This is a genomic window from Cryobacterium sp. Hh11, from assembly GCF_004404045.1.
GTDB lineage: Bacteria > Actinomycetota > Actinomycetes > Actinomycetales > Microbacteriaceae > Cryobacterium > Cryobacterium levicorallinum.
The window spans coordinates 1-22,805 of record NZ_SOHF01000013.1 but is presented as its reverse complement, the minus strand read 5'-3'; the positions used below and the strand labels follow the sequence as shown (position 1 = coordinate 22,805).

At 65.6% G+C, this 22,805-nt stretch carries 24 protein-coding genes and 1 pseudogene; 16 read left to right on the top strand and 9 right to left on the bottom strand.

The genetic code is table 11. The annotated features are described in order from the left end of the window. The first annotated feature begins 47 nt into the window (after positions 1 to 47). From E3T46_RS05360 to E3T46_RS05345, 4 genes are read left to right on the top strand one after another with little or no spacing between them, the layout of a single operon-like run. Positions 48 to 1,262 (top strand): spermidine/putrescine ABC transporter substrate-binding protein, encoded by a 1,215-nt coding sequence (locus E3T46_RS05360; RefSeq protein WP_134472637.1) that lies wholly within the window; start codon positions 48 to 50, stop codon positions 1,260 to 1,262. Beyond that, positions 1,262 to 2,461: an ABC transporter ATP-binding protein gene (locus E3T46_RS05355; protein WP_104131312.1), complete on the top strand. Its 1,200-nt coding sequence runs from the start codon at positions 1,262 to 1,264 to the stop codon at positions 2,459 to 2,461. The genes E3T46_RS05360 and E3T46_RS05355 overlap by 1 nt, the downstream gene beginning before the upstream one ends. A gap of 1 nt (position 2,462) precedes the next feature. After that, on the top strand, positions 2,463 to 3,380 hold the full coding sequence (locus E3T46_RS05350; RefSeq protein ID WP_092450104.1) for an ABC transporter permease: 918 nt from the start codon (positions 2,463 to 2,465) through the stop codon (positions 3,378 to 3,380). Continuing rightward, positions 3,377 to 4,183: an ABC transporter permease gene (locus tag E3T46_RS05345; protein WP_174843073.1), complete on the top strand. Its 807-nt coding sequence runs from the start codon at positions 3,377 to 3,379 to the stop codon at positions 4,181 to 4,183. Before E3T46_RS05350 ends, E3T46_RS05345 begins: the two co-directional genes overlap by 4 nt. Here the strand turns inward: E3T46_RS05345 and E3T46_RS05340 are convergent. Then, positions 4,180 to 4,341 (bottom strand): hypothetical protein, encoded by a 162-nt coding sequence (locus E3T46_RS05340; protein WP_347232606.1) that lies wholly within the window; start codon positions 4,339 to 4,341, stop codon positions 4,180 to 4,182. The genes E3T46_RS05345 and E3T46_RS05340 overlap by 4 nt on opposite strands. Positions 4,342 to 4,439: 98 nt before the next feature. Between E3T46_RS05340 and E3T46_RS05335 the strand changes: the two genes are divergently transcribed. Further along, a complete protein-coding gene (locus E3T46_RS05335) occupies positions 4,440 to 4,859 on the top strand; it encodes an FAD-binding protein (protein ID WP_134577742.1) in 420 nt (139 codons plus the stop codon). On the opposite strand, the gene E3T46_RS05330 is transcribed toward E3T46_RS05335, so the two are convergent. Both E3T46_RS05330 and gabT read right to left on the bottom strand, forming a co-directional pair. Then, on the bottom strand, positions 4,850 to 5,845 hold the full coding sequence (locus E3T46_RS05330) for an asparaginase (RefSeq protein WP_241980475.1): 996 nt from the start codon (positions 5,843 to 5,845) through the stop codon (positions 4,850 to 4,852). The genes E3T46_RS05335 and E3T46_RS05330 overlap by 10 nt on opposite strands. Position 5,846: 1 nt before the next feature. Continuing rightward, complete coding sequence (gene gabT, locus E3T46_RS05325) at positions 5,847 to 7,214, bottom strand: 4-aminobutyrate--2-oxoglutarate transaminase (protein ID WP_134472632.1); 1,368 nt, start codon at positions 7,212 to 7,214, stop codon at positions 5,847 to 5,849. A 93-nt stretch (positions 7,215 to 7,307) separates the two neighbouring features. On the opposite strand from gabT, the gene E3T46_RS05320 reads away from it, so the two are divergent. After that, entirely contained in the window at positions 7,308 to 7,787 is a 480-nt protein-coding gene (locus E3T46_RS05320) for an OsmC family protein (RefSeq protein ID WP_134442998.1), read from the top strand. A gap of 53 nt (positions 7,788 to 7,840) precedes the next feature. After that, entirely contained in the window at positions 7,841 to 8,716 is an 876-nt protein-coding gene (locus E3T46_RS05315) for a hypothetical protein (RefSeq protein ID WP_134577740.1), read from the top strand. Between the two features lie 282 nt (positions 8,717 to 8,998). On the opposite strand, the gene E3T46_RS05310 is transcribed toward E3T46_RS05315, so the two are convergent. Both E3T46_RS05310 and E3T46_RS05305 read right to left on the bottom strand, forming a co-directional pair. Beyond that, positions 8,999 to 10,345: an aminotransferase class III-fold pyridoxal phosphate-dependent enzyme gene (locus E3T46_RS05310; RefSeq protein ID WP_134577739.1), complete on the bottom strand. Its 1,347-nt coding sequence runs from the start codon at positions 10,343 to 10,345 to the stop codon at positions 8,999 to 9,001. A gap of 41 nt (positions 10,346 to 10,386) precedes the next feature. Further along, entirely contained in the window at positions 10,387 to 11,070 is a 684-nt protein-coding gene (locus E3T46_RS05305) for a lysophospholipid acyltransferase family protein (RefSeq protein WP_134467693.1), read from the bottom strand. 211 nt (positions 11,071 to 11,281) lie between these two features. On the opposite strand from E3T46_RS05305, the gene dxr reads away from it, so the two are divergent. Further along, entirely contained in the window at positions 11,282 to 12,364 is a 1,083-nt protein-coding gene (dxr, locus tag E3T46_RS05300; protein ID WP_134577738.1) for a 1-deoxy-D-xylulose-5-phosphate reductoisomerase, read from the top strand. A gap of 7 nt (positions 12,365 to 12,371) precedes the next feature. Here the strand turns inward: dxr and E3T46_RS05295 are convergent, their stop codons facing one another. Genes E3T46_RS05295 through E3T46_RS05290 form a run of 3 tightly spaced genes read right to left on the bottom strand, consistent with a single transcriptional unit; the run spans position 12,372 to position 14,190 of the window. Then, positions 12,372 to 12,857, bottom strand: coding sequence for a mucin-associated surface protein (locus E3T46_RS05295; RefSeq protein WP_134577737.1), 486 nt, complete (start codon positions 12,855 to 12,857; stop codon positions 12,372 to 12,374). After that, on the bottom strand, positions 12,854 to 13,168 hold the full coding sequence (locus E3T46_RS18390; protein WP_241980474.1) for a hypothetical protein: 315 nt from the start codon (positions 13,166 to 13,168) through the stop codon (positions 12,854 to 12,856). The genes E3T46_RS05295 and E3T46_RS18390 overlap by 4 nt, the downstream gene beginning before the upstream one ends. After that, the gene (locus tag E3T46_RS05290) at positions 13,117 to 14,190 is read right to left on the bottom strand and encodes a serine/threonine-protein kinase (RefSeq protein ID WP_241980473.1); all 1,074 of its coding nucleotides are present in this window, start codon (positions 14,188 to 14,190) and stop codon (positions 13,117 to 13,119) included. Before E3T46_RS05290 ends, E3T46_RS18390 begins: the two co-directional genes overlap by 52 nt. A gap of 126 nt (positions 14,191 to 14,316) precedes the next feature. Between E3T46_RS05290 and E3T46_RS05285 the strand changes: the two genes are divergently transcribed. Continuing rightward, positions 14,317 to 15,696 carry a site-2 protease family protein gene (locus E3T46_RS05285; protein WP_134577736.1) on the top strand — a complete coding sequence of 460 codons (1,380 nt, stop codon included), beginning with the start codon at positions 14,317 to 14,319 and terminating at the stop codon, positions 15,694 to 15,696. A gap of 3 nt (positions 15,697 to 15,699) precedes the next feature. Here E3T46_RS05285 and E3T46_RS05280 read toward each other — a convergent pair whose 3' ends face one another. After that, positions 15,700 to 16,884, bottom strand: a complete 1,185-nt coding sequence (locus E3T46_RS05280) for an acetyl-CoA C-acetyltransferase (protein ID WP_134577735.1) — start codon at positions 16,882 to 16,884, stop codon at positions 15,700 to 15,702. Positions 16,885 to 17,067: 183 nt separating this feature from the next. Here E3T46_RS05280 and ispG point away from each other — a divergent pair, with 183 nt between their 5' ends. From ispG to E3T46_RS05250, 7 genes and pseudogenes are all read left to right on the top strand, one after another. Beyond that, the gene (ispG, locus tag E3T46_RS05275) at positions 17,068 to 18,222 is read left to right on the top strand and encodes a flavodoxin-dependent (E)-4-hydroxy-3-methylbut-2-enyl-diphosphate synthase (RefSeq protein WP_174845377.1); all 1,155 of its coding nucleotides are present in this window, start codon (positions 17,068 to 17,070) and stop codon (positions 18,220 to 18,222) included. A 60-nt stretch (positions 18,223 to 18,282) separates the two neighbouring features. Further along, a pseudogene (locus E3T46_RS18670) lies at positions 18,283 to 18,375 on the top strand (type II toxin-antitoxin system YoeB family toxin); the annotation flags it as partial. Beyond that, positions 18,370 to 18,507, top strand: coding sequence for a hypothetical protein (locus tag E3T46_RS18380; protein WP_241980472.1), 138 nt, complete (start codon positions 18,370 to 18,372; stop codon positions 18,505 to 18,507). The pseudogene E3T46_RS18670 and the gene E3T46_RS18380, both read left to right, overlap by 6 nt. A 148-nt stretch (positions 18,508 to 18,655) precedes the next feature. Then, positions 18,656 to 20,419, top strand: coding sequence for a proline--tRNA ligase (locus E3T46_RS05265; protein ID WP_134577732.1), 1,764 nt, complete (start codon positions 18,656 to 18,658; stop codon positions 20,417 to 20,419). 201 nt (positions 20,420 to 20,620) lie between these two features. Further along, the gene (gene nusA, locus E3T46_RS05260) at positions 20,621 to 21,658 is read left to right on the top strand and encodes a transcription termination factor NusA (RefSeq protein WP_092450070.1); all 1,038 of its coding nucleotides are present in this window, start codon (positions 20,621 to 20,623) and stop codon (positions 21,656 to 21,658) included. Positions 21,659 to 21,666: 8 nt separating this feature from the next. Then, a complete protein-coding gene (locus tag E3T46_RS05255) occupies positions 21,667 to 21,924 on the top strand; it encodes a YlxR family protein (protein ID WP_134577731.1) in 258 nt (85 codons plus the stop codon). 76 nt (positions 21,925 to 22,000) lie between these two features. Then, positions 22,001 to 22,805 (top strand): translation initiation factor IF-2 N-terminal domain-containing protein (locus E3T46_RS05250; RefSeq protein ID WP_174845376.1); only part of this gene is annotated, 805 nt, incomplete at its 3' end.

The following is a 22,805-nucleotide window of genomic DNA, read 5'->3' as shown; positions in this document are numbered from 1 at the left end:
GTCGTGAGCCTTGACCGTGTGCGTGCCCAGAATGCTAGGAGAACCAGATGAAGTCCAAGCCGCTGCCCGCTGATCCCATGATCCGCCAGCTCATTCGTCAGGCGCAGAACTCGCAACTGGGTCGTCGAACGCTGCTGGCCGGGGCCGGGGCCGGTGCCACCGCGCTCGCGCTCGCCGCGTGTTCCTCCGGCGCCACGGCCAAACCCACCGCCGCGGCCGACACTTCGGCCACCGACAAGTCCATCCGCTGGGATAACTGGGCGCTCTATATTGATGTGGACGACGCCGGCAGCTACCCAACGCTTGCGGGGTTCAAAGCTCAGACCGGCATTTCGGTCAAGTACACCGAGGCCGTCGACGACAACAACTCCTACTACGGCAAAGTCAAGGACCAGCTCGCCCTCGGCCAGGACATCGGTGCCGATGTCGCGTGCCTGACCGACTGGATGGTCAGCCGCATGATCCGATTCGGCTACACCCAGGAACTCGATCACGCCAACATTCCCAACCTGGCCAATCTGCTGCCGTCGCTGCAGGACGTCGACTTCGACCCGGGGCGGGCCATGAGTGTGCCGTGGCAGGGTGGCTTCGCCGGCCTGGCCTGGAACAAGGAGAAGTATCCCCAGGGACTCAAATCGGTCGAAGACCTCTGGGCGCCCGACCTGAAGGGGCGCGTCGGTGTGCTCTCCGAAATGCGCGACACGATGGGCCTGATCATGCTCGACCAGGGCGTTGACATCTCCGGCGACTGGGGCGAAGACGAGTTCACCGCGGCCATCGACGAATTCAAGAAGCAGGTCTCCGACGGTCAGATCCGAAACATCAAGGGCAACTCTTACAAGGAAGACCTCGCCAACGAAGACACCCTCGCCGCCATCGTCTGGTCCGGCGACATTGTGCAGCTCAACGCCGAAAACGGCGACAAATGGGGCTTCATCGTTCCTGAGAAAGGTGGCACCCTCTGGAACGACAACTTCGTTGTGCCGATCGGCTCGCCCGCCAAGAAGAGCGTGGAAGAGCTGATCAACTATTACTACGACCCGGCCGTTGCCGCCGAGGTCGCCGCCTACGTCAACTACATCACCCCGGTCGCCGGTGCCAAGGAAGCCATGATGGCCATCGACCCGGCGTTGGCTGAAGACCCGCTGATCTTTCCCGACGATGCCACCCTCGCCAACGCCTACGTTTTCCGCGGTCTCGACGGCACCGAAGAGCAGACGTTCAACGCCCAGTTCCAAGCGATCCTGCTGGGCGCAGCCTGATGGCCGTCGGTGCGTTCGCCGATCGTGGTGCTGACCTGGAACTGGTCGGCATTGAAAAACGTTTCCCCGGGTTCACCGCCATTGAAAATCTCAACCTCACCATTCCGGCCGGATCGTTCTTCGCGCTGCTGGGCCCCTCCGGCTGCGGAAAAACGACGACCCTCCGCCTCGTCGCCGGACTGGAAGAACCGACCAGCGGCCGCATCCTGATCGGGGGAACGGATGTGACGAATCAGAAATCCTTCCAGCGTCCGGTCAACACCGTGTTCCAGAGCTATGCGCTGTTTCCGCACATGACCGTGCTGGAGAACGTCGCCTTCGGGCTGCGCCGACGCAAAATCGAAGGCCCCGTGGCCAAGGCGCACGAGGCGCTGCTCCTGGTGGAGCTCGACCACCTCGCCCACCGTAAACCGCAGCAGCTGTCCGGCGGGCAGCAGCAGCGCGTGGCGCTGGCCCGCGCGATCGTCAACCGGCCGGCCCTGCTCCTGCTCGATGAGCCGCTCGGCGCCCTCGATCTCAAACTGCGGCGTCAGATGCAGCTCGAGTTGAAAACCATCCAGGAAGAGGTTGGCCTGACCTTTCTGCACGTGACCCACGACCAGGAGGAGGCCATGACCATGGCCGACACCATCGCGGTCATGAACAAGGGCCGAATCGAGCAGATGGGTGAGCCGCAGCAGCTCTACGAACTGCCCAAGACCGCGTTCGTCGCTAACTTTCTCGGCCAGTCCAACCTGTTCACAGGTCCGGTCGTTGGCACCACGAGCACCGCCATCGCCGTCGACGTCTCCGGGCAGAAGATCGTGGTGCCGCTGGAGCGAGCGCACCGAGTGTCGGGCGAAGTCACCATCGGAGTGCGTCCCGAGAAACTCACCCTGCACGCTGAAGCACCGCTCCAGGACCCCGGCCGCAACGTGATGGGCCCCGGCCGGGTCATCGATGTGTCGTTCAGCGGGGTCAGCACGCAGTACCTGGTCGATGTGCCGGGTGTCGGCACCTTGGTGGTATTCGCCCAGAACATGGCTTTCGGCCCGGCCGCGCACGTTGGTGCCACCTGTTGGCTCAGCTGGAACGTCGACCACGGCTTCGGTCTCGACGACGATCCCGCCCAGAGTCCGAGATTCGAAGCCGACCTCGACACCAAGACAATCGCCCAGCAGCGTCGGTCATCGCTGCTCACGGAGCTCGAGGAGGCCTGAGATGGCCTTTGCCGCATTCTCATCGACGACCGCGCCGTCCGCCGATCCGGCCGCCAGGCGCCGCAGCCCGGTAGCCTTGTTTCTGCTGCTGCCGGGCATCCTCTATCTGGTGCTGTTCTTTCTCACCCCGTTGGTGTCGCTGCTGCTGACCTCGTTCCAGGCGCCGCGGGAGTTCGGTGATATCGGCCAGTACGACTACGCCTTCCGCTGGCAGAATTACGTCGAAGTGGTCACGACCTACTGGCCGCACATTGTACGTTCGTTCAGTTACGCGCTCGCGGCGACGTTCTTCGCGCTGCTGATCAGCTACCCGCTGGCCTACTTCATCGGGGTCAAGGCGCGAAGATGGCCGCTGCTGCAGAGCCTCATGCTCGTTCTCGTGATCGCGCCGTTCTTCATCAGCTTTCTGCTGCGCACCCTGGCCTGGAAGCAGCTGTTCTCCGATGAGTCTTTCGTGGTTCAGTCGCTCAAGGCCCTGTCGCTGCTGGCACCGGAAGCGCACGTGACCGGCACCGCGTTTTCGGTGATTTTCGGTCTCACCTACAACTTCATCCCGTTCATGACCCTGCCGCTCTACACGACCCTGGAGCGGCTTGACGTGCGCTACCTCGAGGCCGGCAGCGACCTGTACGCGAGCCCGTTCCACGTTTTCCGCAAGGTCACCATCCCGCTGTCGATGCCCGGTATCGTCGCGGGCACCCTGCTCACCTTCATTCCGGCGGCGGGCGACTATATCAATGCCAGCCGGGACTTTCTCGGCGGTACCGGCACCCAGATGATGGGTAACGTGATCGAAGCCAACTTTCTGGTGCTGCAGAACTTTCCGGCAGCCGCGGCCCTGTCGATCATTCTGATGACCGTGATCCTGGTGATCGTCAGCATCTACGTCAAACGATCCGGAACGGAGGAGCTGCTGTGAAACTCTCCCTCGGCAAATGGTTGCTGCCCGTTTACAGCGCCCTGGCCCTGCTGTTCCTGATGATTCCGATCGGGTACACCTTCGTCTACTCCTTCAACGACTCGCTCAAGTCGAACATCACCTGGCAAGGCTTCACCTTCGACAAGTGGCTGAACGTCTGCAATGTGCAGAACGGAGCCGTCTGTCAGGCCTTCGGCAATAGCCTGTTTATCGGGGCTGTCGCCACCATTATTGCGACCACGCTCGGCACCATGATCGCGATCGCCATCGTGCGCTACCGGTTCAAGTTTCGGTCGCAGACCAGCCTCCTGCTGTTTCTGCCGATGGCGACCCCGGAGGTCGTGCTCGGTGCCGGACTGGCCGCACAGTTCTTGTCGGTCGGGGTGCCGAAGGACATGCTGACGATCATTCTCGCGCACACCATGTTCTGCATCAGTTTCGTGGTGGTCACGGTCAAGGCCCGGGTTGCGAGCCTCGACCCGGCGCTCGAAGAGGCTGGTCGCGACCTCTACGGTTCGGCCGCGCAGGTGTTCGCCCGCATTACCTTTCCGCTGCTGCTGCCGGGTATTCTCGCGGCCGCTTTGCTGTCGTTCGCCCTGTCCTTCGATGACTTCATCATCACGAACTTCAACTCCGGCGCGGTGTCGACCTTTCCGAAATACATCTACATTTCGGCGGCCCGCGGCATCCCGGCTGAGGCCAACGTGCTCGCCTCGGCCGTGTTCATCATTGCCATCGTCGTGGTCGTGACGGTGCAGGTGACGGGAGCGGCCAAGGCGCGGCGCCTGGCCAGGCTCAGCTAGTCGCGAGGCGTGTGCGCTCCCACCCGGAGCTGGCCGTTGGCGAGGTAGCGCAGCCCCCTGTGCTCCAGCTTGGAACTCCACCGTGACCTGCCGAAGGCCAGGTCGTGCGCGTCGACGGCCACGACGGTGAGCCCACGCGTCGCCGCATCGAGGGCCACCCCGGCCCCGGTGACGCCGAGGCCGACGACGACTAGGTCGACGACCCGGCCGTCAGCCGCTTCGGACAGTTCGCGCTCGCGACCGGAATCCCTGCGCGGTGCGCCTGCCGGGCAGCGATCTGCGCGGAGGTTTCCTCCCAGCTCTGCTCGACATCGTCGGCGCCAGTAGGGTGACGATCGACGCTGAGGCTCGGGTATGGCACACCGGCGGCAAGTCCACCCCCGATCTGATTCGGCTGCGCTCCGGAGACGGGAGCGCTGCCCCGGAGGCCATCGTGACTGCGGGCAGTCACGAGCAGGTGCTCGAGATCATCACGCTGTGCTCGCAGTATCGAATAGCCCTGGTTCCGTTCGGCGGCGGCAGCTCGGTGGTCGGCGGCGTGGACGTGGTCCCGGTCGGTCCGGTCGATGCCTACGCTGACGGCGACCGGATCGGGCCGCTTCCGGTCGGGGTGTTCGTGCGGCCGGGCGCCCTCAACGTGATTGCGCCCGATCGTTCCGAACCCGGTCAGACGTAGCTGGCGCGAATTTCCCCGACCGGCCGGCCACCGCCGGTGACGGTGAGTCCGAGCTCGGGCAGTAACTCATCGACATCCGTTTGCTTGATGGCACCGGCGTCGGCGAGCAGACCGACGGCGACGGCCGCTGCGGCGCGCAGGTTACCGTCCAGAATCTTCAGCGCCACGGTGGTGCCGTTTTCGGCGGCGGCCACCATGATGCCCTCTGCACCGCCCTTCACGAACAGGCCGAGCCGGTCGATGACGATGCTGTCGGAGTGCCCGGGGCCGGCCACGACCCACCCGTTGGCACGCACCGCTTCGGCCAGAAAACCGGCCTCACGGTAGATCGCAAATGGCGAGTTGGACTTGCTCGTTGCGATGCGGGCGATGCCGCGGGCCAGGCCGGTAAGCGAAATGGCGTGCACGGGCGCGCCGCAGCCATCAACGCCCGAGACCAGCGGACGTTCGCCGGTGAACCGTTCGAGCACGTCGAGAATGCGTTTTTGCAGCGGATGTTCCGGCTGCAGATAACCCTCGATCGCCCAGCCGTTCTGCTGGCAGGCGACGAGCATCGCCGCGTGCTTGCCCGAGCATTCCATGTACACCGGAGCCCTGCCGGCTCCGAGTCGCACCAGGGCGTCCCGCGCGGCGGAGTCGATCGGCCAGGCGGCGGGGCAGGCGAGCGCCGTTTCGGGTACTCCAGCCCGGCTGAGCAGCCCGCGCACCAGTGCGACGTGTTCTGGCGTACCGATGTGACTCGCGGTCGCGATCGCAGCATCCGCTCCCCGCAGGGCGACGCCGCTCGCCATGACCGCGACAGCCTGGAACGGTTTCATCGCCGAGCGCGGAAAGACCGGGCTGGTGACATCGCCGAGGGCACGCAGCACCTCACCGTTGGTACCGAGCACGATCGCCGAACCGGCATGACGGGATTCGACGAACCCGCTGCGTTCGACGACGGCGAGTTCGACGGAATCGTTGACCGTGAAGGTTTCAGTGGTCACGTTAGAGTGCGGCGATCGCATCGTCGATCACCGAGAGGGCGTCGATGATGAGCGCATCGGACAGCGCGAGGCTCGGCAGGAACCGCAGCACGTTGCCGTAGGTGCCGGCTGTGAGCAGCAGCACGCCGTGCTGGCTCGCGTAGGCGGAGATGGCGGTCACCGCAGCGGCGTTCGGGGCCTTCGTCGTGTCGCCGGTACCGGGCTGCACGAGTTCGATCGCCATCATGGCGCCGCGGCCGCGAATTTCGCCGATGATGTCGTACTTGTTCTTCAGTGCGGTCAGGCCAGCGGTGAGGGACTTTTCGATGCGCTGCGCCTCGGCCAGCAGGTTGTTCGCCTTGATCGCGTCGAACACGGCGATTGCCGCAGCACAGGAGACGGGGTTGCCGCCAAAGGTGCCGCCGAGCCCGCCGGGCTGGGAGGCGTCCATGATCTCGGCGCGGCCGGTGACGGCGGCGAGCGGAAAGCCACCGGCGATGCCCTTGGCGGTGAGTACGAGGTCGGGGATCCAGCCGAAGTGTTCGCTCGCGTAGTACTTGCCCGAGCGGGCCATGCCGCTCTGAATTTCATCGGCGATCATGACGACACCGTTGGCGGTGCACCAGTCCTGGAGCGCGGGCAGGTAGCCATCCGCTGGCACCATGAATCCGCCCTCGCCCTGAATGGGTTCGACGACCAGGCAGGCCAGATCGGATGCCCCGATCACCTTGTCGAGGTAGGCGATGGTGCGAGCAGCCGCTTCAGCGCCGGACAGACCGTCGTGATAGGGGTAGGAGCTCGGTGCGTGGTAGACGTCGCTGGCGAGCGGGCCGTAGCCGGTGGCGTACGGCATGGCCTTGTAATTCATGGCCATGGTCAGCACGGTACGGCCGTGGTAGGCGTGGTCGAGCACGGCGACGGCACGACGGCCGGTGTACTTGCGGGCGATCTTCACGCCGTTCTCAACGGCTTCCGCGCCGGAGTTGATGAGCACGCTCTTCTTGGCGAAGTCACCGGGAGTGTGCTCGGCGAGCAGCTCGGCGACGCGAACGTATTCTTCGTACGGCGTGACGGTGAACAGGGTATGGATGAAGTCTTGGGACTGTTCGACGGCGGCCGCGACGACACTGGTCTCGGTGTGGCCGATCGTGGTCACACCGATGCCGGCGCCGAGGTCGATGAACTGGTTGCCGTCCACGTCGACCAGAATCGCGCCGTTGGCCTTGGCAATGTAGACGGGCAGCATGGAACTGACACCGTCGGAGACGACCGCCCGACGCCGCTCATGCAACGCCGCCGAGATCGGACCGGGGATGGCCGTGACGATCTTTCGTTCTTGCGTGACAGAGTACGCGGTGGCGGTGGCAGAGTTTGTGAGGGTGTCAGTCATGATTCCCCTACTGTACCTAATAGTGCTGTACCGACCATGGGCGCGGTGTTCCTGAGTTCGCCTGCAAGAATCTTTGAGAGCAAGGGGAGAAGCATGAACGGAGTGCACGAATATGCGGTGCGGGTTGAGTGGACCGGCAATCGCGGCACCGGAACCAGCCACTACAAGGCCTATGGACGCGACCATCTGATTTCACCGGCCGGTCGGGCATCCGCTGAGAAAACACCGATCAGCGGTTCGTCCGACCCGACCTTTCACGGTGACAACGACCGCTGGAACCCCGAGGAGCTGCTGCTCGCGGCGCTCAGCCAGTGCCACCTCCTGTCGTATCTGCACGTGGCGGTCCGCAACGGAGTCACGGTGACGGCGTATACGGATGCCCCGGTCGGCACCATGGAACAGGTGGCCGGCGGCGGCCACTTCACGGCGGTCACCCTGCGGCCCCGAGTGACCATTACCGACCCGGAACAGGTGGAGTTCGCGCAGTCGCTGCACGCCGAGGCCGCCCGCGAATGCTTCATTGCGGCGTCGGTGAACTTTCCGGTCGGGCACGAGCCGGTCACGGTCGCCTGAGGGCTTTCGGCGTCGCCGAGCCGTGAATTTGGGGCACGGCGCCCGAAGTCCGGGTGCCGCGGCGTGGCCGGCTGCGCATCCGGATCGGTGAGGCGCGGGCTGGCGCGGTGCGGCGCATCCGCTCGAGTATCGCCGGTGAGGCGCTGCTCGACTTTCTGCTGGTGTTGCGCCCCGGGTGGTGGGTGCTGCGCGGCTGGGTTGTTTATGCGGTCGTCGCAGTCCTCGCAGGCGGCGGGATCAGCACGGTGCCGACCGACCCGTTGCGGTGGGTCATGCTCGCGGCTTTCGTGATTCTGAGTGTGCAGTGGGGTCGTGGCCGGTGGCTGCCTTGGCGCTGGCTTCCCCGTTTTCGTACCCTGGTCAGCGTGTGCGCGGTTCTCGTTCTGCCGATCGTGCTGTTGGCCACGGCGCACAATGCCGGAGCGCAGAACAGTGCGTACGTGGACTACAACTCGGCGCCAACGCCGGGACTGATGCAGAACGGCCAGGGAGTGACCAACGTATTCGCCTATGACGCCGACGGCCAGCCGCTCACCGACGTGCAGTTGTTCGACCAGGACGGCTGCGCGCTCAACGTGGTCAACGACCCGGTCAATACCAACTACCTGACCCAGTTTGATGCTGCCGGCGACAAGGATATGGTCGTGCCGAGTCTGCTGGTGCCGGGCGGCGGCGGCTGGAATGTGTTCCCGCTGCGACTGGTGACCTCCGACGATGTCGACTACACCTACGACCATCTCGGGCAGGCCTACCAAGCGGATGCCGCGCCCGCGCCGTTCCCGTTCGCCCAGGTGCGGCCGCTGGTCGAGCTTCCGGCGGTGGGGGAGCCGTCGCCCACGCCGGCACCCGCGTTATCGCCGGAACCGACAGCCGCGCCCACGCTGTCGCCGGGACCGACGGCATCCGCTGCGCCGACGGCCGAACAATGATGCGCCGGTCCGAGGTACAGACCGTCATCAGCCCGTCGGCCGTCGACCTGCCGCCCACCCAGTCCGTTGACATCACCGATTGGATTGCCGCTGTGAACGACGCCGGGTAGCTGCCCACCCGACCCGAATCAAGCGTCAGGGAGCCGCCGAGCCGTGAGTTTGAGGCATCCCACGTTACCGAGCCGTGAGTTTGAGTCCATTTCCGGGCGAAAACGGGCCGATACTCACGGGTCGGTGCTGGAAACTCACGGCTCGGCGACGCGGGAGCGACGCCGCTGGCTACTACGCGGGGTAGGCGGCCACCAGGGCGGTGAGGGCCTCTTCGATCACGGTCGCGGCATCGTCGATGAGCTCGTCGGAGATCACGACGCTCGGCATGATGCGCAGCACTGAGTCCCAACTGCCGGCGTCGAGCACGATGACACCGTTTGTGGTCGCGTGCTTGATCACGGCGGTGAGCGCCTCGGGGTAGGGCTTCTTCGTGCCGGGGTGCACGAGCTCGACGCCGAACATGGCGCCTTTGCCGCGCACCTCGCCGACAATCGAGAACTTCTCGGCCCAGTCGCCGATGCGCGCCCAGAGCGCTGCCTCGACCCGCTTCGCCTCGTCGAGCAGGCCGTCGCGCTCGATCAGGTTGAACACCGCGAGGGCGGCCGCGGTCGAGACCGGGTTGCCACCGAAGGTGCCGCCGATGCCGCCGGGCTGCACTGAATCCATGATGTCGGCACGTCCCGTGACGGCGGCCAGCGGGAAGCCGCCGGCGATGCCCTTGGCCGTGGTGACCAGGTCGGGCACGACGTCGTGGTGCTCGATCGAGTACCAGACCCCGGTGCGGGCGAGGCCGGCCTGGATCTCATCGGCGACGAAGACGATGCCGTTCTCGGTGCAGAATTCGCGGATGCGCTGGAAGTAGCCGGGCGCGGGAATGACGATGCCACCGTCGCCCTGGATCGGCTCGACGAAGAACGCCGCGATCTCGGTCGCGCCGATGTGAGTGGTGATGTAGTCGATGGTTTTCTCGGCCGCTTCGAGCCCGCTGAGGCCGTCGCGGAACGGGTAGCTCGTCGGCACGCTGTAGATCTCACCGGGGAACGGGCCCATGCCGGCGCGCTCCGGCCAGGGCCGATAGGTCATCGCCATGGTCAGGTTGGTGCGGCCGTGGAAGGCGTGGTCGAGAGCCACGATGGCGCGGCGACCGGTGAACTTGCGGGCGATCTTCACCGCGTTCTCCACGGCCTCGGCACCGGTGTTGACCAGAATCGAGTGCTTCTCAAAGTCGCCGGGGGTAATCTCCGCGAGCTTCTCCGCCACCGCCACATAATTCTCGTACGGCGTGACCGTGAACAGGGTGTGGGTCAGCTTCGCTGCCTGAGCGGATGCTGCCGCCGCGACATCCGGATGCGCGTGACCGATCGTGGTCACCCCGATACCGCAGCCGAGGTCGATGATCTGGTTGCCGTCGACGTCGACCAGGATGGCTCCGGCGCCGTGGTCCATGTAGATATTGGCGAGGGTTCCGGCGCCGCGGGCGACCGTCTTCTCACGCCTGGCCTGCAGTTCAACCGACTTGGGGCCGGGAAGAGCCGTGACGAGTTTGCGTTGCTGGGGCACCGAATACGTTGCAGTCATTCGTCCAGCCTATGACCGTCAGAGCATCTGACAGACCGCCGCTACAGGCGTTCGCGCGGAAACACCCGATGAGCGAGGCGATTGAGGGTACCGACCGGCGGGGATTCGTTGTAGGCGTTGGCCAATTCCTGACCGGACAGCTGGTGAATGGCCGCCATGATCTCATCCGTTGCCTGCCGGCGGGCCTTGCCGGAGGTGGCCGGGCCGTGGTGGCTGAGGTCGAGCGGTTCGCCGAAGGTGACGGTGACCTTGCGGATGCGCGGCACCGTAGTGCCGACTGGCTGAATCTCCTGAGTACCGATCAGTCCGACCGGAACGACAACGGCACCCGTGGTCAGTGCCAGCCAGGCTACGCCGGTGCGTCCCTTATAGAGACGTCCATCGAGCGAGCGGGTACCCTCCGGGTAGATCGCGAAGGCACCCTCGGCATCGAGCACGGAACGGCCGGCGTCGAGTGCGACCTGGGCGGCCTGCCCGGCTCCGCGTTCCACTCCGATGGCGCCGATCGCGGTGAAGAAGGTGCGGGACACCCAGCCCTTGAAACCGGTTCCGGTGAAGTAGGTCGATTTCGCCAGAAACTGCACGCGGCGGGTGGCGACGAGCGGAATGACGATGCTGTCGATGAATGACAGATGGTTGCTCGCGAGAATGACGCGACCGGTCGCCGGGATGTTCTCACGGCCGATGATCTTCGGCCGAAACACGATTCGGGCGACGGGCGCCATGATGCCGTAGCCGAGAAAATAGACGAATCCCGGGCGCTTGACCCGCTCCGGTTCGTCCTGCACGTCGTCAGGTGCGGCTTGCTCGTCACTGTCGATCGTGATGGTTTCAGCGTTGTCATTGAGTTCTGCATCGGCACCGGTCACCCGTTGACACTACGCCACGACTGGCCAGCAACGAACATACGCCGCGCCCGGCACCTAGCATGGAGGTATGCGCAGAGTAATCATTCTCGGGTCTACCGGCTCGATCGGAACCCAGGCCCTGGACGTCATTCGCGCCAACCCAGAGCGGTTCGAGGTGGTGGGTCTGTCGGCCGGGCGCAACCGCGAACTGCTCGAGCAACAGGCGGCCGACTTCGCTGTCGACGACACCGCGCTCGGCGCCGACGAGGCCGAGCAGCTCGTTCGGGACGTCGAGGCCGATGTCGTGCTGAACGGTATCACCGGCTCGGTCGGTCTCGGCCCGACCTTGGCCGCGCTGAAGGCCGGGCGCACCCTGGCCCTGGCCAATAAGGAGTCGCTGATTGTCGGCGGCGACCTCGTGAAGAATCTTGCTGCGCCGGGGCAGATCGTGCCGGTGGACTCCGAGCACTCGGCGATCGCGCAGGCACTGCTTTCAGGAACAGCGGATGAGGTGCGTCGCCTCGTGTTGACGGCATCCGGTGGACCTTTTCGCGGTTTTAGTCGGGACCAGCTCGCCCGGGTGACCCCGGCGCAGGCGCTCGCGCACCCGACCTGGAACATGGGGCTCGTGGTGACCACGAACTCGGCGACACTGGTCAATAAGGGTCTGGAGATCATCGAGGCGCACCTGCTGTTCGAAGTGGAGTACGACCGCATCGACGCCGTCGTGCACCCGCAATCCGTGGTGCATTCCATGGTCGAATTCGTCGACGGCTCGACGATCGCTCAGGCCTCACCCCCGGACATGCGGCTGCCGATTTCGCTGGGACTGGACTGGCCGAACCGGGTCGCCGCCGTCGGCGCCCCGATCGACTGGACCGTTCCGCACAGCTGGACCTTCGAACCGCTCGACGATGCCGCTTTTCCGGCGGTCGAGCTGGCTAAGCGGGTCGGCCGTAAGGGCGGCACCTATCCCGCGGTGTTCAACGCGGCCAATGAGCAGGCCGTGGCCGCTTTTCATGCCGGACGCATCGGATTTCTGGACATCGTCGACACGGTGCTGCGCGTGGTCGAGTCCCACGAACAGGGCGGCGAACTCAGTCGGGAGTCGCTCGCCGAGGCCGAACGGTGGGCGCGTGCCGCCGCGGATCGGCTGATCGACCAGCGCTAGCTACCAGTCAGTCGTCCCGGTCCTCACGTTGCTCTTTGGCCCGTTCCTTGGCGGCTTCCGCGGCTTTCTTGGCGGCTTCTTCGGCCTGTTCGGCGCGGTCCTTGGCGTTTTCGTCGTTCTGCTGCTGGGCAGCAGCTGCTGCCTCGGCCGCTGCCTGAGCTGCCGCCTCGGCGGCAACGGCGGCGGCGTCGATCTCAACGGTCAAGTCGCCCTGCACCAGATTGATCGCGGACTGAATCGAGGCCGAACGCTCGGCGCTGACCTGGCCGGAGGCGGCGGCCGTGCGCAGATTCGCCTGCATGGCGGTGAGCAGGGTCTGGGCGTTGCTGAAGTCTCCGGCGGCGGAGGCCTCGGTGATCGCCAGAATCTCGGTCTGCAAATTCTCGGCCGTTGCGGCCTGCAGGTCGACCGGGTCGGCCGTGCAGCCGGACAGTGGCAAGAGCAGCCCGACGGCCAGAGCCAGGGCTAGGGGCAGTCGCTTGTGTCGATTCACGGGTTCACGCTCTCCTGAAGCTCTTGAAGATGGGTGCCGAGAGTGCCGTCGACGGTCGGATAGTTCGGTGGCGCCACGGCGGGCGCCTCGGCTGGATTGATCAGGAACAGGGCCACGACGGCGAGGGCGATGAGGGTGAGCCCGCTTACGACCAGGACGAGCACTCGCCGGTGCGCGAGGCGACGCGGCCTGGCCGGGCGCGCAGCTGCGGTGCCAGCTGCGGTGCCAGCTGCGGGAGCGCTGGCGGGAGCATCCGCTTTCAGGATCTCGGTCGAAGCGGCAGCGGCAGCGGCTTCGGCACCCGGCAGCAACGGGGCCGGGTCGGGCGCGGCGACCGGCAACAACAGGNTTCGGCACCCGGCAGCAACGGGGCCGGGTCGGGCGCGGCGACCGGCAACAACAGGGTCGCAGCGGGCGCCGGAGCCGGCAACAGCATGGTGGGCGCATCGGTGGTGCCGCCACCGGCGGCCAGCGCCCGCAGCAACCCGGCGGCGTCGGCCGCGGTCGGCCGGTCGGCGGGGTCGCGGGCGGTCATCGTGCGCAAAATGTCGATCCAGTCGGTTCCGAGATCGTTCGGGATCTCCGGCTGGCGCTGCAGCCGGGCCATGGCTGATTCCACCGCGGTTCCCGGATAGGCGCGCGTTCCGGTGAGGCATTCGAGCAGCACCAGGCCGAGCGAATAGACATCCGTCGGCGCGCCGATAGCGCCGCCAAGCGCCTGCTCCGGGCTGAGGTAGCTCGCCGTGCCGAGCAGCGACCCGGTCGCCGTCAGCCTGGTTTCATCGAGCAGCCGGGCGATGCCGAAGTCGGCCAGCTTGGCGTGCATGCCGCGGCCCGGAAACCCGGAGGGTGCCAGCAGCACGTTGGCCGGCTTGACATCCCGGTGGATGATGCCCCGCTCGTGAACGTAGTGCAGCGCCTCGGCGAGGTCGGCACCCATTCCGGCCACGTCGACGCTCGGTACCGGGCCGTCTTCGATGCGGGTGCGCAGATCGGGGCCGTCGACGAGTTCCATCACGATGAAGGTGCGTGGGATGCCGTCCACCGTGGTGGTTCCGGCATCGAACAGGGTGACCAGCGCGAAGTGGTTCAGGCTCGCCAAGAGGGCGATCTCGCCGCTCTGGCGCTCGGGCTCAGTGCCACCGCCGTCGGCGCGAAACAGTTTGACGGCGACAGAGCGGCCCAGGGCGGTGTCGGTGGCCCGATAAACGGATGCCATCCCCCCGGTGCCGATCAGGCTCATGATGCTGAAACGGTCGGCCAACAGGCTGCCGACGGGGCCGAGAGTCGGCGGTACGGCTGGAGCGGGTACTGAGAGCTTCTGAGTGGGCATGGTTTCGTGAGCCAAGGGGGACCTCCTGGTGCGTCCGACCTCTAGCCAACCACATGCACCCGCTCAGGGGGGAGATTGGTCGGCACAGCCAGCCGCTTGGCAGCTTGATGCGGTTACTCTACAACAGTGGAAACCGTACTGCTGTTCATACTGGGCGTCGCCATTGTCGTCGTCGGCCTCGCCCTCTCCATCGGCCTGCACGAAATCGGCCATCTGGTGCCCGCCAAGCTTTTTGGCGTCAAGGTCACCCAGTACATGATCGGCTTCGGCCCGACGCTCTGGTCCCGCACCAAGGGCGAAACGGAGTATGGAGTCAAGGCCATCCCCATGGGCGGCTATATCGCCATGATCGGCATGTTCCCGCCGTCGAAGAAGGGCGGAGCGCCCCGCAGCACGACCACCGGGTTCTTCGATCAGATGGTGCAGGAGGGCGCGCCGGAGAAGAAGACGAGTGCCCTGTCGACCCTGGTCGACGACGCCCGCCAGGCGAGCGCCGAGACCATTGGCGAGGGTGAAGACCACCGCGCCTTCTACCAGCTGCCGGTCTACCAGCGTGTGATCATCATGCTCGGTGGGCCGACCATGAACCTGCTCATCGCGATCGTGATGTTCTCGATTTTGCTGATGGGATTTGGCTCCCCGCAGATCAGCACCACCGTCGGCAGCGTGAGCGAGTGCGTGCTGCCGGCATCGAGCGACCGCCAGACCTGCGCGGCAACCGACGAAGCCTCACCCGGAGCCGCCGCCGGCCTGCAACCGGGTGACCGACTGGTCAGTATCGGCGGAACCGCCATCTCGACCTGGGAACAGTCCACCGACATCATTCGTGCTTCAGCCGGACGCACCGTCGCGGTCGTCGTTGAACGTGACGGTGCCGAGCTTGACCTCTCGCTGACCCCCAAACTAACCGAACGCTACGTCTATACCGACGACAACGAAATCAAAACGGATGCCGCCGGCGATGCGATCACCGAGCAGGTCGGCTTCGTCGGCATCGGAGCAGCCGCCGAAATGGTGCCGCAGCCCGCGACCGCCGTGCTGCCCATGGTCGGCGACAACATTGCCAATGTTGCCCACCTGATCATCAACCTGCCCGACCGGCTCGTGGCCGTGGCCAACGCGGCGTTCGGGCCCGGGGAGCGCGACCTGAACGGACCGATCAGCGTGGTCGGCGTCGGCCGGGTGGCCGGCGAACTCGCGGCCATCGACACCATTCCGGTCGCCGACAAGGTCGCGAGCATGCTCGGCCTGCTCGGATCCCTCAATATCGCCCTGTTCGTGTTCAACCTGGTGCCCCTGCTTCCGCTGGACGGCGGCCACGTGGCCGGCGCGCTGTGGGAAGGCATCCGTCGATTCTTTGCAAAGCTGTTCAAGCGGCCAGACCCGGGGCCGGTCGACATGGCCAAGCTCATGCCGCTCACTCTCGTGGTCATCATTCTGCTCGGCGGCATGAGCCTGCTGCTGATCTACGCCGACATCGTCAAGCCGATCAACTTCTTCGGCTAGCAGCTACCGCGTCAGCAGCAGCGCTTCACCCTGGCCGCCACCGCCGCATAGAGCCACCGCAGCCTTGCCGGAGCCGCGCCGGGCCAGTTCGAGGGCAGCGTGCAGCGCGATACGTCCGCCGCTCGACCCGATCGGGTGGCCGATCGCGATGCCGCCGCCGTGAATGTTCACGACGTCGGCACTGACACCGAGCACCTTCGATGACTGGTGCACGACGGAGGCGAATGCCTCGTTGATCTCGACCAGATCGAGGTCGGCGGCGGTCCAGCCCTCGCGCTTCAGGGCGTGCGCGATGGCATTGGCCGGCTGGGAGTGCAGGGAGTTGTCGGGGCCGGCGACCTGGCCGCTCGCCTTGATCACGGCGAGCCAGGGCAGGCCGTGCTTTTCGGCCCAGGCGCGGCTGGTCACGACGACGGCGCTCGCGCCATCGCTCAGCGGGGCGGCGTTTCCGGCGGTGATGCTCCCTGCCGGGTCGAACGCTGGACGCAGCCGGCCGAGCGTCTCGGTCGTGCTCTCGGCGCGTACGCCCTCATCGGTGCTGATCACGAGCGGCTCACCCTTACGCTGCGGCACGCTGATCGGGGTGATCTCGTCGTGGAAGACGTCGGCGGCGGCCGCTGCGGCGGCACGCTGGTGTGAGGCAGCGGCGATTTCGTCCTGCTCGAGGCGGGTTTGGCCGAGCCGGGCGTTGGCGCGTTCGGTGGAGAGCCCCATCGAGAGCCCGTCGAACGCGTCGGTGAGTCCGTCGTGCGCGGCATGGTCGAGAGCCGACACGGTTCCGTAGTTCCAGCCCTGGCGGGAACCGGGCAGCAGGTGGGGCGCGCGGGACATGGACTCCTGACCACCGGCCACGACGACATCCGCTTCGCCGAGCCGCACCAGACGGGCGGCATCGATGACAGCGGCCAGGCCGGAGAGACACACCTTGTTGAGCGTCATAGCCGGCACATTCCACGGGATGCCCGCCGCGACGCTGGACTGCCGGGCCGGGTTCTGCCCGCAGCCGGCTTGCAAAACCTGCCCCATCAGCACGAAGTCCACCTGCTCCGGTGCTACTCCGGCCCGGGCGAGGGCACCGGCAATGGCCGCCGCGCCGAGGTCAACGGCGGTGAGGGATGCGAGTTGTCCGTTCACGCGACCCTGCGGGGTACGCGATCCGGCCAGGATTACGACGTCGGTTTCGGTCATCGGGACTCCTTTGTCGTGCATGTTTGATCGAGGTAATCCACCCAGCATATGGGGGCCCAGTGCGGATACGTTCGCCGACCTCGTGCACGCAGCCGCGTTCCGGGAGACGCTGCCAGCACGGCTTGAGCGCTGATCTCGGGCGGTATTCAGCTTGCCCGCTGCGGCGACAACTAAGCTAAGTAAGTGGCTGCAATCAACTTGGGGATGCCCAAAGTACCTGAGGTACTCGCTCCCAGACGTAAATCCCGTCAGATCAAGGTCGGAAAGGTTTTGGTCGGTGGCGATGCTCAAGTGAGCGTGCAATCGATGACGACCACCCCGACCACGAACATCAACGCGACGCTTCAGCAGATCGCCGAGCTCACTGCGAGCGGATGCGACATTGTGCGCGTCGCTGTGCCCACCCGGGATGACGCTGAGGCGCTGCCTATTATCGCCAAGAAGAGCCAGATTCCGGTCATCGCGGACATCCACTTTCAGCCGAACTATGTTTTCGCCGCGATCGACGCCGGCTGCGCTGCCGTGCGTGTGAACCCCGGCAATATTCGCAAGTTCGACGACCAGGTCGGCAAGATCGCGGCGGCCGCCAAGGCCGCCGGGGTCAGCCTGCGTATCGGTGTCAATGCCGGTTCGCTCGAGCCGAGCCTGATGCAGAAGTACGGCAAGGCCACCCCGGAGGCGCTCGTGGAGAGCGCCGTCTGGGAGGCGAGCCTGTTCGAGGAGCACGACTTTCACGACTTCAAGATCTCGGTCAAGCACAACGACCCGGTGATCATGGTCAAGGCCTATCGTCTGCTGGCCGAGCGCGGCGACTGGCCGTTGCACCTCGGTGTGACCGAGGCCGGTCCGAGTTTTCAGGGCACCATCAAGAGCGCCACGGCGTTCGGACTGCTGCTCGGTGAGGGCATCGGCGACACCATCCGCGTGTCGCTCAGCGCCCCGCCGGTCGAAGAAATCAAGGTGGGTCTGCAGATTCTGCAGTCGCTCAACCTGCGCGAGCGCAAGCTTGAGATCGTCTCCTGCCCCAGCTGCGGCCGGGCCCAAGTGGATGTCTACAAGCTCGCCAACGACGTCACCGACGGGCTTGAAGGAATGACCGTGCCGCTGCGCGTGGCCGTCATGGGTTGCGTCGTCAACGGACCGGGCGAGGCTCGCGAAGCCGACCTCGGCGTCGCGAGCGGAAACGGTCGCGGCCAGATCTTTGTGCGCGGCGAGGTCATCAAGACCGTGCCGGAGTCTGAGATCGTGAAGACCCTGATCGAAGAAGCCAATCGTCTCGCCGCCGAGATGCCTGCCGCCGAACTCGGCAGCCCCACGGTGTCCGTCGGCTCCAAGTAGTTCAAGAACGAGCCACCAAGATGACATGTTCCACGACCGGGAACGGTTCGTAGAAGCGGTGACATTCAACGCAATGGCAACGACGGAATCGGCACACCTGAAGCGCTGAAGTACGGCTTTCGCGGAGACTGGTCTCGCAGAATCACCATGGAAATTGACTGGGTCAATCTGGCCCCCATCGTCGCGATCATCGGCGGTATCGTCTATGCAATCTTCGACCAATATTTCAAACCCGCCGTCGCCTGGCTGAGGCCGAGAGCACTTCAGCGTTGCGCGAAGCGATGACGCAGAGCAACCAGACCAATACCGCGCTGCTGGAGAAATTGACCGCAATGGACTCGCGGCGGGGGGCTATCGAGTGCACCGTGAGCGAGGTCGGCTGAGCCCTGCGGCTGCGGGGGCCGTAGGGGCGGCGCGCGCGTAAGGTAGACGGGTGCCTACACGTCTCTCCAACTACTTCCTCCGTACACTCCGCGAAGACCCCTCCGACGCCGAGGTGACCAGCCACCGCCTGCTCGTGCGGGCCGGCTACATCCGTCGTCAGGCCCCGGGCATTTTCGCCTGGCTGCCGCTCGGCTTGCGGGTGAAGGCCAAAGTGGAGCGCATCATCCGTGAAGAGATGACCGCGGCCGGCGCGCACGAGGTGCACTTTCCGGCCCTGCTGCCGCGCGAGCCCTACGAGTTGACCGGCCGCTGGGACGAATACGGCGAGGGCCTGTTCCGCCTGAAAGACCGCAAGGGCTCCGACATGCTGCTCGCGCCGACCCACGAAGAGGTCTTCGCGCTGCTCGTCAAAGACCTGTACAGCAGCTACAAGGACCTGCCGCTGTCGATCTACCAGATTCAGGACAAGTACCGCGACGAGGCACGCTCACGCGGCGGACTGCTGCGCGGCCGCGAATTCACCATGAAAGACGCGTACTCCTTCGACTACACCGACGCCGGCCTCGACCTGAGCTACCAGCTGCAGCGCGACGCCTACGAGCGCATTTTCAACCGGTTCGGCCTCGAATACGAGATCGTCCAAGCGGATGCCGGCGCCATGGGTGGCTCCAAAAGCGAAGAGTTTTTGCACCCCACCCCGGTGGGTGAAGACACCTTCGTGCGCAGCGTTGGTGGCTACGCGGCCAACATCGAGGCCTTTCGCACCCTCGTTCCGGCCGACAAAGATTTCAGCACCCTGCCCGCCGCGCAGGTCTTCGACACCCCGAACACCCCGACCATTCAGACGCTCGTCGACAAGGCCAACGCCGAGCACCCGCGCCTCGACGGTCGCGAGTGGACCGCAGCCGACACCCTCAAGAACGTCGTGCTCGCGCTCACGAACCTTGACGGCACCCGTGAACTCATCGCGATCGGCGTTCCCGGCGACCGCGAAGTCGACCTCAAGCGCGTCGAGGTCGCCTTCGCCCCCGCCGAGGTCGAGGCCGCCAACGAGAGCGACTTCGCCAAGAACCCCGGCATGGTCAAGGGGTATATCGGCCCGTGGGGAGCAGCTGGCGCCGTGCTCGGTACCAAGTCGACCACCGGCATCCGTTTTCTGGTCGACCCGCGCGTGGTCGCCGGAACCGAGTGGATCACCGGCGCCAACGAAGCGGGCCGGCACGTGTTCGGCCTCGTCGCCGGCCGTGACTTCGCCATCGACGACGTGGTCGAAGCCTCCGACGTGCGCGCCGGCGACCCGGCGCCCGACGGCTCCGGCCCGGTCGAACTTATTCGTGGCATGGAAATCGGGCACGTGTTCCAGCTCGGTCGCAAGTACGCCGAGGTACTCGGTCTCAAGGTTCTCGACGAGAACGGCAAGCTGGTCACGGTCACGATGGGTTCATACGGCATCGGCGTCACCCGCATCCTCGCGGTCATCGCTGAACTCAACAACGACGCCAAGGGCCTGATCTGGCCCGAATCCGTCACACCGTTCGACGTGCACGTGATCGCCACCGGCCGGGACGAAATCGTCTTCGATACCTCGGAAGCCGTCGTCGCCGCACTCGAAGCCACCGGCCGCGAGGTGCTCTACGACGACCGCCGCAAGGTTTCGCCGGGCGTCAAATTCGGTGACGCCGAGCTCATCGGCGTGCCGTGGATCGTCATCGTCGGCCGGGGAGCCGCCGATGGCATCGTCGAGCTGTGGAACCGCCGCACCGGCGACCGCGAGCAGGTCGACGTCGCCGACGTTGCCAGGCACTTCGTCTAAGAATCGTTTTATCGAGAACGGATGCTGCCGGCCAACTGAGCCGGCAGCATCCGTTCTGCAGCGAACCAGCGCTGGACCGACCCACCGCGGGGACAATGGGTGACGGGACGCCGCAGATTCGGGTACCGTAGTATTCAGCCCGCTGCGCGGTTTCGCGGCGGCAAGATCATGCGACTAGATCGTACGTAGAGGAGGCCGGCCATGGACATCGACCTCAGTGTTTTGCGGCTATTGGAGCGCGAAAAAGAGATTCCCTTCGAGGAACTCGTGCAAATCATCGAACAGGCGATTCTGACCGCCTATGTCAAGCACATCCAGCAAGACGTGTCGAAGCTGGAAGCTTCGAAGATTGCTGAAGCCAAGCACGATATCCAGGAAGTGCCCGAAGCGCGCGTCGTTCTCGACCGCAAGTCCGGGCACGTGGACATCTACATTCCCGAGCACGACGACGAGGGCAACGTCATCGGCGAAGCCGTGGACAACCCCACCGACTTCGGTCGCATCGCCGCTTTCGCCGCCAAGCAGGTCATCAACCAGCGTCTGCGCGACCTGGCCGATGACGCCGTGCTCGGTCAGTTCAAGGGTCGCGAAGGTGACATCATCGCCGGAATCATTCAGCAGGGCCCTAACCCCCGCATGATTCACGTCGACCTCGGCACCATCGAAGCGATCATGCCGCCCGAGGAGCAGGTTCCCACCGAGAGCTACGTTCACGGCGCGCGCATTCGCGTGTTCGTGACGGCCGTCGGTCGTGGGCTCAAGGGCCCGCAGATCACCGTGTCGCGCACCCACCCTTCGCTCGTGCGCAAGCTGTTCGCGCTCGAGGTTCCCGAGATCGCCAGCGGAGTCGTCGAGATCGTCTCGCTCGCCCGCGAAGCTGGCCACCGCACCAAGATCGCCGTGCGCGCCACCGAACCCGGCGTGAACGCCAAGGGTGCCTGCATCGGCGAACTCGGCCAGCGCGTGCGCGCCGTGACCGTCGAGCTCAACAACGAGAAGATCGACATCGTCGACTTCTCGCCCGACCTCGCGACCTTCGTCGCCAGCGCTCTGTCGCCGGCCAAGGTGACGAGCGCCTACGTGATCGACGAGTCGATCAAGGCTGTGCGTGCCCTTGTGCCCGACTACCAGCTGTCGCTCGCGATCGGCAAAGAGGGCCAGAATGCGCGCCTCGCCGCCAAGTTGACCGGTGCGAAAATCGACATTCAGCCCGACAGCATTCTGGAGGATGCCGAATAGGGGGTACGATGAATTCCGTTAGAACGTGTATTGGTTGCCGTTCGCGCGCCCCTCGATCCTCACTTTTGCGGATCGTTGCTGGGAAATCAGAAGTTGTGGTGGATGAAACCGCCACAATCCCCGGTAGAGGTGCGTGGCTGCACGCCCGTGAAGCGTGCTTTCAGGATGCCGTAAGGCGCCACGCTTTCGGGCGTGCTTTTCGCGTGACCAGGTCACTGGACGCGAAACAACTAGAGAACAGGCTGAATTGGCTTATGGATAACTAATGAGCGGCTCGAAATGAGACCCGTCCGTTATTAACGGTCTGCCCCTTTCCGGGTGCAGACCCGGAACAGGAGAATTGTGGCTGCGAAACCACGCGTACACGAGATCGCTACCGAGCTCGGAGTCGACAGCAAGGTAGCCCTTGCTAAATTGAAAGAAATGGGCGAGTTCGTAAAAGGACCGTCTTCCAGTGTTGAACCGCCCGTAGCACGTCGCCTTCGCGCGGCTCTCGAGGCCGAAAGCAAGGCCGCTAAGGCTGCAACGCCAGCGCCCGCCGCCGGAGAAGCTGTCAAGGCAACACCCGCACGTCCGAGCCACGGCGCCAAGCCCGGTGCTCGTCCGGGCCCCAAGCCCGTCGCCGAGCCGGTTGCTCCGGTCGTCGTTGAGACCCCGGCAGCGGATGCTGCGCCCGTTCCAGTCGCGCCGCTCACCGTCGCCGAGCGCCAGGCTCAGGCCGCGGAGAAGGCTGCTGCTGCGGAGAAGGTTGCTGCTGCCGAGAAGGCTGCTGCCGCCGCGGGTGACAAGCCCAGCACGGACACCCCCGAAGCGCAGGCCACGGAAGGATCGGCTACGCCGGTCAAGCCGGGCATGCCTCGCCCGGGAGCTGCGCGCCCCGGCAACAACCCGTTTGCCAGCAACCAGGGCATGGGTCAGCGCCCAGCTCAGCCGCCGCGTCCGGGCAACAACCCGTTCGCGAGCGCACAGGGTATGGGCCAGCGCCCCGCAACACCCACCCCGAGCAACATTCCGCGCCCTCCGGCGCCGCGCCCCGGTGCCCCTCGCCCCGGTGGACCCGGCCAGGCGGCACGCCCGACCGGTTTCGGTCAGCGCCCAGGCGCCTTCCAGCGCCCCGGCGCTGCCCCGGGTGGAGCCGGCGCCGCAC